The sequence below is a fragment of the Mesorhizobium sp. M1348 genome, assembly GCF_040317925.1.
Classification (GTDB): Bacteria; Pseudomonadota; Alphaproteobacteria; order Rhizobiales; family Rhizobiaceae; genus Mesorhizobium.
On record NZ_JAMYLH010000023.1, the window covers coordinates 22,533 to 34,949 of the forward strand.

Sequence of the window (12,417 nt, forward strand, 5' to 3'; positions counted from 1 at the left end):
CCGCAATCTCGCGAGGCGTCATCGACGCTCACGTTGAACGGCCCAGGCGTTTTCCGCTCAGTAGTATTTTATTCTTAGCAGTGAAGATTGACCCAACGCGCTTTCACGTCAAGCGCTTTGTGACGCTGTGCACATTGCTGTGAAAGACAGGACAAGCAGCCGCATCGCCGAAAGGCCGGACTAAGCCTCCCGTGGGGGCGATCGATCAGGAGCGCGGCCTGGTCTTTTGCGGATCGTAATGGGCGAAGGCGACGACGCGCGCCGGCAGCCGCTTGCTGTGGCCGTCGAGCTTGCCGATCTCCACCTCGGTGCCGATCGCCGAATGCGCGACCTCGAGCCTGGCCAGCGCGATGGTCTTGTTCAGCACCGGCGAGCGCATGCCGGAGGTGACGATGCCGATCTGGGCGCGGCCGACATGCACGCAATCGCCATGGCCTACCGCGACATTGGCGTCGATGTCGAGGCCGACCAGCTTCCTCTGCGGGTTTTCCTTGCGCCGGATCAGCGCCTCGCGGCCGATGAAATCGTCGCTCTTGGTCTTCAGCGGCACGGTGAAGCCGATGCCGGCCTCGAACGGATCTGCCTGGTCGGAGAACTCGTAGCCGGCAAAGATCAGCCCGGCCTCGATGCGCACCATGTCGAGCGCCTGTAGCCCCATCGGCTTCAGGCCGTGCGGCTGGCCGGCCTGCCAGATCGCGTCGAACACCTTTTCGGCGTCGCGCGGATGGCACCAGATCTCGTAGCCGAGCTCGCCGGTGTAACCGGTGCGCGAAACCACGACGGGAATGCCGTTGCCGCCACCGATGCGGGCGACCGCGAAACGGAACCATTCAAGCTCGTCGATCGACGGCTGCAGCGGCGAGGTCCAGATGATCTGCCGCAGGATGTCACGGCTTTTCGGTCCCTGCACGGCGACGTTGTGCATCTGGTCGGTCGATGAGCGCACCAGCACGGTGAGGCCGAGTTTTTGCGCCGTCTCGCGCAGCCATTCGCCGGATAGATCGTCGCCGCCGACCCAGCGGAAATTATCCTTGCCGAGCCTGAGCAGCGTGCCGTCGTCGATCATGCCGCCATGCTCGTAGCACATAGCGGAGTAGACCACCTGACCGACGCCGAGTTTCTTGATGTCGCGGGTCAGCGTGTATTGCAGCAGCGCTTCCGAATCCGGGCCGGTGACCTCGAACTTGCGCAGCGGCGACAGGTCCATGATCACGGCGTCCTGCCGGCAGGCCCAGTATTCATCGATCGGGCCTTGCCTGGCGAAGGAATTGGCCAGCCAATAGCCCTTGTACTCGACGAAGTTGCGGGTGTGCTTGGCAAAGCTCGAATGAAAGGCGGTCTCGCGGGTCATTTTCGGTTCCGAATCGGGCGTCATGCGTCTGGCGATCGCTCGCGAGAATTTATGCTGGCCGGAATAGGTTCGCACATGGATGTCGGTCAGGTTCCAGCCATTGGCCGGCGTCGTGTCGTCGGGGCAGGCGGACGAGACGCAGACGATGTCGGTCAGCGCCCGCAGCAGCACATAGTCGCCCGGCCGCGACCACGGCTCGTCAGAAACCACGATGCCATGCGCGTCGATTGACGTGTTGAAGAAGAAGTTGATCGCCATCCAGCCGGCGCGGGGCGTGACGCCCTTATCGGCGAGCGCCCGGTTGAAATTCTCCGAGCAGTTGGGATGGCCGGGATAACCGATGTCGTCGTAATATTTGGCGGCGCAGGCGAGCGCGAATGCATCGTGGCGGCCGCAAGTGTCCTGGATAACCTCGACCAGCGGCTCCATGTCCTGGTCGTAGTATTTCGAATGTAGGCCGGGCATCGGATAGCTCGAGCCCATCAGTGTGCGGGTCGTGGTCACGTCGAGCGGATGATCGCGCCCCCTGTCCAGCTTGCGCGCCGAAAAGCACTGGAAGTCGGTGCATTGGCGCCCGTCGACATCGATGATCTGCAGATAGTCGCCCGCCTTGACGAAATAGGCTTCCGCCGTCGCCGAATGGACGCGCAGGTCTAGCACGGGATCGGCCAGCGGGTCGGCAAGTTGCGACTCCGCCGCCGGGCGGATGGTGGCGCGGCGGACGATGACGCTAAGCGGCGTCGCCGTATCGTGGCCGTCGACCAGCATCGGACCACCGGGCGCCGCAATCAGCATCGACCCATCGCGGGCGACGGTAAAAACTTGTTGGGTACCGGCAGGGGTGGTGCCGCCGAAAACGCGAACCGCCTTTGCCTGGTCGAGCTGCACCTGGCGCCGCTCGATCCCCCGGCGCAAGGAAGCGAGGCTGTCGTCGCCTTCGGCCAGCAGCGCCTTGATGCCGGCGGCATTGCTGTTCGATTTCTCGCCGAGAATGCCGGGATCGGTCGCGCCGCTGCTGTCCCATGCCAGCAGCTCGCAGGCCTGCCCGCCTTCCACATCGCGCACGGTGATCGTATCGCCGGCCTCGACCTCGATCAGCACCGCGCCATTGCCCTGAACCGGATAGCGCTCCATCCCGGCCGGCAGCGCGATCTGGCCTGGCCGCAGGATCAGGCTTGGCCGGGGCGGTCCGGCGGCGACGGCGGGGTAGGGCGACTGGCTCATCTCAACCCTGGTTTCGAGAAACAAGTTTGCCTGTGTGTGAAATTATTTTAGCGGGAAGAATAGGGCAGAAGAGCCGGAGTTGGCAAGTGAAGGTGGAGCAGCTCGGCCTTATCCTTCCGATTGTCGGCGCTGCCCCTCATTGCCCTGCCGGGCATTTCTCCCCGTATAGTGACGGCGAGAAAGATCCTGTCACCAACGATTTCGCCAATTATCGGCGTTGCAGGAAAGGCGCAGCCGTCGCGGCAGGCCCCCTTCTCCCCGTCACTATACGGGGAGAAGATGCCGGCAGGCAGATGAGGGGCGGCGCCGACGCAGACAGTTTACCCCAATTCCTCGGAATGCCCGATATCGACGCCATACTCCGCGGCGGCATCGAGCATCGTATGCCACAGGCTTTCGGCAAACGTCGCAAATACCAGAAGATTGAACACCGCCTGTCCGTCCGGCCGGTCATTGCCGCGCCAGAGATTGATGCTGGTGTGATCGACCGAGGTCGCGGCAGCGGTGCCGGCCGGGAACGCCGCCGGGTGCAGGTCTAGCGACGACAGTTTGGCCAGCATCGCGCGTGCCTTTTCTCCCGAAACGCTGATCAGCACGCGGGCATGCGACTGGTCGGACAGCGAGGCGGATTGCGCAAACGCCTGGCTCAGCGGTTCGCTCGCGTGCTTGCCGCCATTGGACAGGACGAGGAACTGATCCGGTCCCGACCAGATCAGCGTAGCGTCGGGAGCTCGGACCGCCTTGGGCGTTTCCGGGGCGGCCATGCCAAAACGCGCTTTGGCAGCCTTTGCCAGTTCGGCCCATTTGCCGCGCCGCGCCATCACCTGGATCAGGTCGAAATTGCGGATCTCGGTGAGCGATACGCTGGCCGCCGTGCGGCGCGCGCCATAGGCGCCGACGACAAGCGTTTTCTCCAGCGGACTGCGGGCAATCCAGGAAAACTCAGCCACGCTGGCGCCCTCCATCCGGATCGTAGAAAACCGGGCTGCACAGCTCGACATCGTAGTCTTCGCCGCGCAGTGGGTCATGCGCATGGACGATCTCGCCGATGCGCTCGCGCCCTCGTTCGACCAGGCCAAGCCCGATCCATTGGCCGAGCACCGGCGAGAAGCAGACCGAGGTGACATAGCCCTGGTCGTTATCGGGATCGGGTGTCTTGTCCTTCGGGATGATATGCGCGCCGGAGCGCAGGCGGCGTGTCTTGTCGACCGGCTTGATGCCGACCACGACCTGCCGGTCCGGCGCAATCAGCGCCTCGCGCCTCGCCATGACGCGGCCGATGAAGTCTTTCTTGGTCGACATCATCTTGCCGAGGCCGAGGTCGGCGGCGGTCGTCGTGCCGTTCAGCTCCGGGCCGGCGACGTGCCCCTTTTCGATGCGCATGACGCCGAGTGCCTCGGTGCCGTAGGGCGTCACGCCGAATGACTTGCCGGCCAGCATCAAATTGCGCACCAGCGCGTCGCCATAGCGGGTGGGGACCGAGATCTCGAACGCCATCTCGCCGGAGAACGAGATGCGGAACAGCCGCGCCTTGATGCCGCCGCGAAGCGCGACTTCCCGCGCCCCCATGAACGGAAAACCTTCATTCGACAGATCCTCGGCCGGATCGACGATTTCGCGAAGCAGGTCCCGTGTCTTCGGCCCTGCGATCGAGAATTGCGCCCACTGGTCGGAGACGGAGGTCAGCTGCACGTCGAATTCGGGGACCAGCACCTGCCGGCAGAATTCGAGATGCTGCATCACCAGCCCGGCCTTGGCGGTGGTGGTGGTCAGGAAATAGTGATCCTCGGCCAGCCGCGAGGTGGTGCCGTCGTCATAAACGATGCCGTCCTCGCGCAGCATCAGCCCGTAGCGGGCTTTGCCGACAGCAAGATTGGAGAAGGTGTTGATGTAGACACGGTCGAGGAAGGCGCCGGCATCCGGGCCGTGCACGTCGATCTTGCCGAGCGTCGAGACGTCGCAGAAGCCGACGCCGGAGCGCACCGCCCTGACCTCGCGCGTCACCGAGTCCAGCCAGTCCTTTTCGCCGGCGCGCGGATACCATTGCGCCCGCTTCCACAAGCCGGTGTCGACGAACACCGCGCCCTGTTCGGCTGCCCAGTGATGCGACGGCGTCAGTCGTGTCGCATGGAAGTTCTCGTCGCGATGATGGCCGGCGAAGGCGCCGATGGCGACCGGCACATAGGGCGGCCGGTAGATCGTCGTGCCGGTCTCGGGAATGGACTTGCCTGACACAGCTGCCATGATGGCGAGGCCGGCGACATTCGAGGTCTTCCCCTGGTCGGTCGCCATGCCGAGCGTCGTATAGCGCTTGAGATGCTCGACCGACTCGAAGCCTTCGCGCTGCGCCAGTTCGATGTCGGACGCTGTCACGTCATGCTGGTAATCGACGAAGGCTTTCCCTTTGCCGGCCACATGCCAGAGCGGCGTTAGCGAAAACGCCTCGCTGTCGGCGACCGGCGATGTGCCGGCATTGCCGCTGCGTCCAGCGTTCTGCGCTGCCGCAGCACCCGCGGCAAAGCCCTGGCGCAGGCACTCGGCAAGTCCGAAGGCGCCGTTGGCGGCGCCGGCGGCCACCATGCCCGGAGGCGGGCAATCGGGCACGAAAGCGGCGATATCGTCCTGCCATTTCGGCCGGCCGCGATGATAGGAGGTCAACCCGACCGCCGGATTCCAACCGCCGGAGACGGCAAGCCCGTCGGCCTCGACCTCGGCCCGTGCGCCGCCGGTGAGCGCCACCGCGATTTTCCGAACGCCGTCCTTGCCGCCCTCGACTCCGCTGACGGAACCGTTAAGCACGGCAAAGCCGCCCTTGGCGGAGAGCGCGCGATGCGCGGCGGACACGTCCGGGCGCGCATCGATGACCGCCGCGATTTGCAACCCGGCGGCAAGTGCGGTCTCGACGGTGCGCCAGCCGTCCTCATTGTTGGTGAACAGCGCGATCCGCTTTGCCGGCGTCGCCGCGTAACGCGCGACATAGGTCCGCATAGCCGAAGCCATCATCACGCCGGGCGTGTCGTTGCCGGCAAAGACGATCGGCCGCTCGATGGCGCCGGCGGCAACGACGCAGCGCTTGGCCACGATCCGCCACAGCCGCTGGCGCACCTGGTGCTCGGGCGGCGAGGGCAGATGGTCGTTGACCCGCTCGATGGCGCCATAGGTGCCGCCATCATAGACGCCGAACAGTGTCGTGCGGTTCATGATGCGGACATCGGGGAGCGCTGCGAGTTCCCCCAGCGTGCGTGAAATCCATTCGGCTGCCGGCTCGCCGTCGATCATGCCGCCGTCGGCGAGCAGGCGACCGCCAAACGCAAAATCTTCCTCGCACAAGATGACACGGGCGCCGCTGCGCCCGGCCGCCAATGCCGCCGCGAGCCCGGCGGGGCCGGAACCGGCGATCAGCACGTCGCAATGCGCCCACGCCTTGTCGTAATGGTCGGGATCAGCAACGCCAGCAGCGCGTCCGAGGCCGGCGGCGCGGCGGATCGCCGGCTCGTAGACCGCTTCCCAGAATTTCGCCGGCCACATGAAGGTCTTGTAGTAGAAGCCGGCGACGAAGATCGGCGCAAACAGCTGGTTGACCGCCATCAGATCGTGGCGCAGCGATGGCCAGCGGTTTTGGCTCGCGGCTTCGAGCCCGTCATAAAGCTCGGCCGTGGTCGCCTTGGTGTTCGGCTCGCGCCGCGCTCCCGTGCGCAACTCAACCAGTGCGTTGGGCTCTTCGGATCCAGCGGTCAGGATGCCGCGCGGCCGATGGTATTTGAACGAGCGGCCGACCAGCTTGATGCCATTGGCGATCAGCGCCGAGGCGAGCGTGTCGCCTTGGAAGCCGGCAAAGCTCTTGCCGTCGAAGCGGAAGCCCAGCGGCGCGGCGCGATCGATGAGACCGCCGCTCGCCAGCCGGTGTGTCTGCGCGGGGCCAACCATCAGGCCCCAACCTCGAGGGCACCAACGCCTGCAGCCGGTTCGACCGCCGAAATCTCGTGCGTCAGCGTGTTGCGGGCGACCTTCAGCCAGGCCCGGCAGCCGCCGCCATGATACCAGAATTCGCTCATCGGCCCGGCGACATTGTCGCGCAGATAGACGTAGTCGAAGACCTCGTCTTCGGAGGCCTCGGCTGCCGGGCGCGCCGGCTTGCCGTCGCCGAGATAGGTGAACTCGCCGAGTTCGCGTTCGCCGCAGAAGGGACAGACAATACGCATGCTTCTTCAGCCAGCCATCAATGCAGGTTCGGTTGGGCGCCTTGGCCCTTTTCGTCGATCATCGCACCTCGCCGGAAGCGGTCGAGGCGGAAGCGGGTGGCTTCGTTGTGCGGCTCGTCGCGCGCCAGAAGGTGGGCAAAGACCAGGCCGGAGCCGGGTGTTGCCTTGAAGCCGCCATAACACCAGCCGGCGTTGAGATAGAGCCCGTCGACCGGCGTCTTGTCGATGATCGGCGAGCCGTCCATCGACATGTCCATGATGCCGCCCCACTGGCGCAGAAGCCGTATCCGGCCGATCATCGGCATCAGCGCCATGCCGCCCTCGCAGACGTCTTCCATCACAGGCAGATTGCCGCGCTGGGCGTAGGAATTGTAGCCGTCGATGTCGCCGCCGAAGACCAGCCCGCCCTTGTCGGATTGGCTGACGTAGAAATGGCCCGCGCCGAAGGTCATGACATTGGGGATCAGCGGCTTGATCGCCTCCGAGACGAAGGCCTGCAGCACATGACTTTCGATCGGCAGCCGCATGCCGGCCATCGCCGCAACGCGCGACGAGGAGCCGGCGACGGCCATGCCGACCTTGGCGGCACCGATCCTGCCGCGGCTCGTCTCGACGCCCGTCACTTTGCCGTTGGCCTCGCGGACAAAGCCGGTCACTTCGCAGTTCTGGATGATGTCGACGCCGAGCGCGCTCCCCGCATGCGCATAGCCCCAGACCACGGCGTCGTGGCGCGCCGTGCCGCCGCGTCGCTGCAAAAGCCCGCCCTGCACCGGAAAGCGCGCATTGTCGAAGTTCAGGAACGGCATCATCTTCCTGACCGCCGCCAGATCGAGCAGTTCGGCATCGATGCCGTTGATGCGCATGGTGTTGCCGCGCCGCGCATAGGCGTCACGCTGCGCGTCGGAATGGTAGAGATTGATGACGCCGCGCTGGCTGACCATGGTGTTGTAGTTGAGGTCCTGCTCCATGCGCTCCCAGAGCTTCATCGAAAGCTCGTAGAAACCGGTATTGCCGGGCAGCCCGTAATTGGAGCGGATGATGGTGGTGTTACGGCCGGCATTGCCGGAGCCGATCCAGCCCTTTTCCAGCACCGCGACATTCCTGATGCCGTATTCGCTGGCGAGGAACCATGCCGTCGCCAGGCCATGGCCGCCGCCGCCGATGATCACCACGTCGTAGTGGCTCTTCGGGCTGGCTTCGCGCCAGGTGCGCTGCCAGTTCCTGTGGCCGGAAAATGCCGCCCGGGCGAGGGAGAAGATCGAGTATTTCATGAACCTGTTTCGCGCCGGGCGTGCAACAATTCCGGATCAGATGTCGAGCGTGTGGTCGCGCTCCCACTGGGTGAAGTGGGAAGCATAGGAATTCCATTCCTGCTGCTTGAGCTTTAGATAGGCCGACGAGAATTCCTCACCCAGCGCCGCCTTGAGCGATTTGTCGTTGTCAAACTCGCGCAATGCGTCGAGCAGGTTGAGCGGCAGCTTCGGCGCGCCCTCCACCGTATGGCCGAACTGGTACATGTCGATGTCGTAGCGCCTGCCGGGATCGGCCTTCGAGCGGACACCGTCAAGGCCGGCGGCGATGATGACGGCCTGCAGCAGATAGGGGTTTGCCGCCCCGTCCGGCAGGCGCAGCTCGAAGCGGCCGGGGCCGGGCACACGCACCATATGGGTGCGGTTGTTGCCGGTCCAGGTCACCGTGTTCGGCGCCCAGGTGGCGCCGGAGATGGTGCGCGGTGCGTTGATGCGCTTGTAGGAATTGACCGTCGGGTTGGTGATGGCGGCAAGCGCGGAAGCATGTTTCATGATGCCGCCAAGGAAATTCCTGCCCTTGGCCGACAGGCCGAGCTCCATCGCATTGTCGGCAAAGACATTGGTCTTGCCGTCCCTGTCCCACACCGAGATGTGGGCATGGCAGCCATTGCCGGTCAGGCCCTGGAAGGGTTTCGGCATGAAGGTGGCGCGCAGGCCGTGCTTTTCGGCAACCGACTTCACCATGAATTTGAAGAAGGAATGCTTGTCGGCGGTCGCCAGCGCATCGTCGAAGGCCCAGTTCATCTCGAACTGGCCGTTGGCGTCCTCGTGGTCGTTCTGATAGGCGCCCCAGCCGAGCGCCAGCATGTGGTCGCAGATCTCGGCGATGACGTCATAGCGGCGCATCACCGCCTGCTGGTCGTAGCAGGGCTTCGACGCCGTGTCGTATTCGTCCGAAATCGTCTTGCCGTCCGGCGAGATCAGGAAGAACTCGGCCTCGACGCCGGTCTTGATGTGCATGCCGTCGCCGGCCGCCTCGGCAATCAGCCGCTTCAGCGTGTTGCGCGGCGCCTGCTCGACCGATTTGTCGTCCATGATGCAGTTGGCGGCGACCCAGGCGACTTCGGGCTTCCACGGCAACTGGATCACCGAATCAGGATCCGGCACCGCCAGCATGTCGGGATGCGCCGGCGTCAGGTCGAGCCAGGTGGCAAAGCCGGCAAAGCCGGCACCGTCCCGCTGCATGTCGGCGATCGCCTGCGCCGGCACCAGCTTGGCACGCTGCCCACCGAACAGGTCGGTGTAGGATATCATGAAATATTTGACGCCCTTCTCCTTGGCGAAGGCGGCGAGATCGTTCCCCATTATAATTCCTCGCTTACTGGCATTTTTGGTTTGTCTTAGAAGCCGTTCTTGCCCGGTATCCAGTTGGTGCCGGCCAGCGGCACGCCGGCCATGGCGGCGGCTTCGATCGTCAAGGCCACAAGATCCTCGGGCTCGAGATTGTGCAGGCTGTTCTTGCCGCAGGCGCGGGCGATTGTCTGAGCCTCAAGTGTCATCACCTTGAGATAATTCGCCAGCCGTCGTCCGGCCGCAATCGGATCGACCCGTTTCATTAGCTCGGGATCCTGCGTGGTGATGCCGGCCGGGTCGCGTCCCTCATGCCAGTCGTCATAAGCGCCGGCGGTGGTGCCGAGCTCGTTGTATTCCGCTTCCCAGCGCGGGTCGTTGTCGCCGAGCGCGACAAGCGCTGCCGTGCCGATCGACACCGCGTCGACGCCGAGCGCCAGCGCCTTGGCGACGTCGGCGCCGTTGCGGATGCCGCCGGAGACGATCAGCTGCACCTTGCGGTGCATGCCGAGATCCTGCAGCGCCTGCACCGCCGGCCTGATGCAGGCAAGCGTCGGCTGGCCGACATTTTCGATGAACACTTCCTGGGTTGCGGCGGTGCCGCCCTGCATGCCGTCGACGACGACGACATCGGCGCCCGATTTCACCGCAAGCGCGGTATCGTAATAGGGCCGCGCGCCGCCGACCTTGACGTAGATCGGCTTTTCCCAGTCGGTAATCTCGCGCAGTTCGAGGATCTTGATCTCGAGGTCGTCCGGCCCGGTCCAATCGGGGTGGCGCGAGGCCGAGCGCTGGTCGATGCCTTTCGGCAGCGTGCGCATTTCGGCGACGCGGTCGGAGATTTTCTGGCCAAGCAGCATGCCGCCGCCGCCGGGCTTGGCGCCCTGGCCAACGACGACTTCGATCGCATCGGCGCGGCGCAGATCGCGCGGGTTCATGCCGTAGCGCGACGGCAGATACTGGTAGACCAGCGTCTTCGAATGGCCGCGCTCTTCCTCGGTCATGCCGCCGTCGCCGGTGGTGGTCGAGGTGCCCGACAGCGTCGCGCCACGGCCGAGCGCTTCCTTCGCCGGGCCGGACAGCGAGCCGAAGCTCATGCCGGCAATGGTGATCGGGATTTTCAATTCGATCGGTTTTTTCGCATAGCGCGAACCGAGCACGACGCTGGTGTCGCAGCGCTCGCGATAGCCTTCGAGCGGGTAGCGCGAGATCGAGGCGCCGAGGAACAGAAGGTCGTCGAAATGCGGCAGCTTGCGCTTGGCGCCGGCGCCGCGGATGTCATAGATGCCGGTCGCCGCGGCGCGGCGGATCTCGGAAAGCGTGTAGTCGTCGAAGGTCGCGGATTTGCGCGGCGTCGTCGGCGGGTTGCGATAGGTCATTGAGCCTCAATACGCGTCGGCGTTGTCGATATTGAAATTGTAAAGCGTGCGCGCCGAGCCGTAGCGCTTGAACTCCGCCGCCTTGACGCCGGTCACGCCGGCGCGGTCGAGCAGGTTTTGCAGCAATTCGAGATGCTCGGGCCGCATCTCCTTGGCGATGCAGTCGGCACCGAGGCTTTCGACCTTGCCGCGCACGAAAAGCCGCGCCTCGTAGATTGAATCGCCGAGCGCATCGCCGGCGTCGCCCAGCACCACGAGGTTGCCGGATTGCGCCATGAAGGCCGACATGTGGCCGATATTGCCATGGACGACGATGTCGATGCCTTTCATCGAGATGCCGCAGCGAGATGACGCGTTGCCTTCGATAACCAGCAGCCCGCCCCGGCCGGTGGCGCCGGCATACTGGCTGGCATCGCCTTTGACGATGATCTGGCCGGACATCATGTTCTCGCCGACGCCGGGTCCGGCCGAACCATGCACGGTGATGGTACCGCCGTCGTTCATGCCGCCGCAATAATAGCCGACGCTGCCGCGCACATCGATGGCGACAGGCTGGTCGACGCCGACGGCGACCGAATGGCTGCCTCGCGGGTGCAGCACCTCCCAGGCGGTCTCATTTGAACCGGGGGCCAGATCGTGCAGCGCCTGGTTGAGCTCGCGCAATGACATTTCGGCCAGGTCGAAGACCCTCGATGCCTGGCCCGGCTCTCGCGCGGCCTTGGAGAGGTTGATTGCCGGCATTGGTTCAATGCTCCCAGAAATAGACGGTTGCGGGCTCGGGTTCCCAGACCTTCGCATTGTCTATGCCGGGCAGTTTGGTGAGCGCACGATATTCCGAGCCGAAGGCGACATACTGGTCGGTTTCGGCCATTACGGCAGGCTTGCAGGCGATCGGATCGCGCACCACGCCGAAACCGTTCTTGGTGCCGACGACGAAGGTGAAAAAGCCGTCGAGATCGCTCAGCGTGCCTTCCAGCGCCTCGCCCAGATTCTTGCCATGCGCCATCTGCGAGGAGAGATAGGCGGCAGCGACCTCGGTATCGTTCTCGGTCTCGAATGTCATGCCTTCGCGGATCAGCTCGCGGCGGACATTGTTGTGGTTGGACAGCGAGCCATTATGCACCAGGCACTGGTCGGCGCCGGTCGAGAACGGATGCGCGCCCATCGTTGTCACCGCCGATTCGGTCGCCATGCGGGTATGGCCGATGCCGTGCGTGCCGGTCATCTCGCGGACGCCGAAACGGTCGACGACCGCTTCGGGCAAGCCGACTTCCTTGTAGATCTCGACGACGTCGCCGGCACCCATGATGCGGATGTCGGGGCGCAGCGCCTGGATCGCCTCACGCGCTTGGTCGATCTTGGCAGGCGTCGTCCGGACCACCGCATGCGTCGACTTCGCAGCAATGCTCACCGGCGCACCGATCGCCTTGGCGAGTTCGGCGTCGAGGCCGCGGAAATCGTGCTCCGGCTTAGCCGACTGGATGGTGATCTTGGCTTCATTGGAGGGCGCGCCATAGATGGCGATGCCGGCGCTGTCGGGACCGCGATCGCTGAGGGAGATCAGCATCTCCGACAGCATCGCGCCAAGCTGTGGCTCGAGCGACTTGTCCTTCAAAAACAGTCCGACGATTCCGCACATGTCAGGCTCCCGAGATTTGTTC

The 12,417-nt window shown here is 64.7% G+C and carries 9 protein-coding genes; all 9 read right to left on the reverse strand.

The genetic code is table 11. The features are described 5' to 3' along the window. Positions 1-205 precede the first annotated feature (205 nt). The gene (locus NKH13_RS27065; protein WP_352717898.1) at positions 206-2,575 is read right to left on the reverse strand and encodes a trimethylamine N-oxide demethylase; all 2,370 of its coding nucleotides are present in this window, start codon (positions 2,573-2,575) and stop codon (positions 206-208) included. Between the two features lie 320 nt (positions 2,576-2,895). Next, positions 2,896-3,525 carry a sarcosine oxidase subunit gamma gene (locus NKH13_RS27070; RefSeq protein ID WP_352717899.1) on the reverse strand — a complete coding sequence of 210 codons (630 nt, stop codon included), beginning with the start codon at positions 3,523-3,525 and terminating at the stop codon, positions 2,896-2,898. Next, positions 3,518-6,502 carry a sarcosine oxidase subunit alpha gene (locus NKH13_RS27075; protein WP_352717901.1) on the reverse strand — a complete coding sequence of 995 codons (2,985 nt, stop codon included), beginning with the start codon at positions 6,500-6,502 and terminating at the stop codon, positions 3,518-3,520. The genes NKH13_RS27070 and NKH13_RS27075 overlap by 8 nt, the downstream gene beginning before the upstream one ends. Next, positions 6,502-6,777: a sarcosine oxidase subunit delta gene (locus NKH13_RS27080; protein ID WP_352915730.1), complete on the reverse strand. Its 276-nt coding sequence runs from the start codon at positions 6,775-6,777 to the stop codon at positions 6,502-6,504. The genes NKH13_RS27075 and NKH13_RS27080 overlap by 1 nt, the downstream gene beginning before the upstream one ends. A gap of 17 nt (positions 6,778-6,794) precedes the next feature. Beyond that, entirely contained in the window at positions 6,795-8,048 is a 1,254-nt protein-coding gene (locus NKH13_RS27085; protein WP_352915733.1) for a sarcosine oxidase subunit beta family protein, read from the reverse strand. 36 nt (positions 8,049-8,084) lie between these two features. Beyond that, positions 8,085-9,392, reverse strand: coding sequence for a type III glutamate--ammonia ligase (gene glnT, locus NKH13_RS27090; RefSeq protein ID WP_292653869.1), 1,308 nt, complete (start codon positions 9,390-9,392; stop codon positions 8,085-8,087). A 35-nt stretch (positions 9,393-9,427) separates the two neighbouring features. After that, positions 9,428-10,756, reverse strand: a complete 1,329-nt coding sequence (locus tag NKH13_RS27095) for an FMN-binding glutamate synthase family protein (RefSeq protein ID WP_023673984.1) — start codon at positions 10,754-10,756, stop codon at positions 9,428-9,430. A 6-nt stretch (positions 10,757-10,762) separates the two neighbouring features. Beyond that, on the reverse strand, positions 10,763-11,497 hold the full coding sequence (locus tag NKH13_RS27100; protein WP_352915737.1) for a GltB/FmdC/FwdC-like GXGXG domain-containing protein: 735 nt from the start codon (positions 11,495-11,497) through the stop codon (positions 10,763-10,765). A gap of 4 nt (positions 11,498-11,501) precedes the next feature. Further along, positions 11,502-12,395 (reverse strand): class II glutamine amidotransferase, encoded by an 894-nt coding sequence (locus NKH13_RS27105; RefSeq protein ID WP_352915739.1) that lies wholly within the window; start codon positions 12,393-12,395, stop codon positions 11,502-11,504. Between the last annotated feature and the right edge of the window lie 22 nt (positions 12,396-12,417).

Excerpts from the sequence above, each read along its gene's own strand:
- NKH13_RS27065 (WP_352717898.1), bottom strand. The coding sequence starts at position 2,575 with ATGAGCCAGTCGCCCTACCCCGCCGTCGCCGCCGGACCGCCCCGGCCA.
- NKH13_RS27075 (WP_352717901.1), bottom strand. The coding sequence starts at position 6,502 with ATGGTTGGCCCCGCGCAGACACACCGGCTGGCGAGCGGCGGTCTCATC.
- NKH13_RS27080 (WP_352915730.1), bottom strand. The coding sequence starts at position 6,777 with ATGCGTATTGTCTGTCCCTTCTGCGGCGAACGCGAACTCGGCGAGTTC.
- NKH13_RS27085 (WP_352915733.1), bottom strand. The coding sequence starts at position 8,048 with ATGAAATACTCGATCTTCTCCCTCGCCCGGGCGGCATTTTCCGGCCAC.
- glnT (WP_292653869.1), bottom strand. The coding sequence starts at position 9,392 with ATGGGGAACGATCTCGCCGCCTTCGCCAAGGAGAAGGGCGTCAAATAT.
- NKH13_RS27095 (WP_023673984.1), bottom strand. The coding sequence starts at position 10,756 with ATGACCTATCGCAACCCGCCGACGACGCCGCGCAAATCCGCGACCTTC.
- NKH13_RS27100 (WP_352915737.1), bottom strand. The coding sequence starts at position 11,497 with ATGCCGGCAATCAACCTCTCCAAGGCCGCGCGAGAGCCGGGCCAGGCA.
- NKH13_RS27105 (WP_352915739.1), bottom strand. The coding sequence starts at position 12,395 with ATGTGCGGAATCGTCGGACTGTTTTTGAAGGACAAGTCGCTCGAGCCA.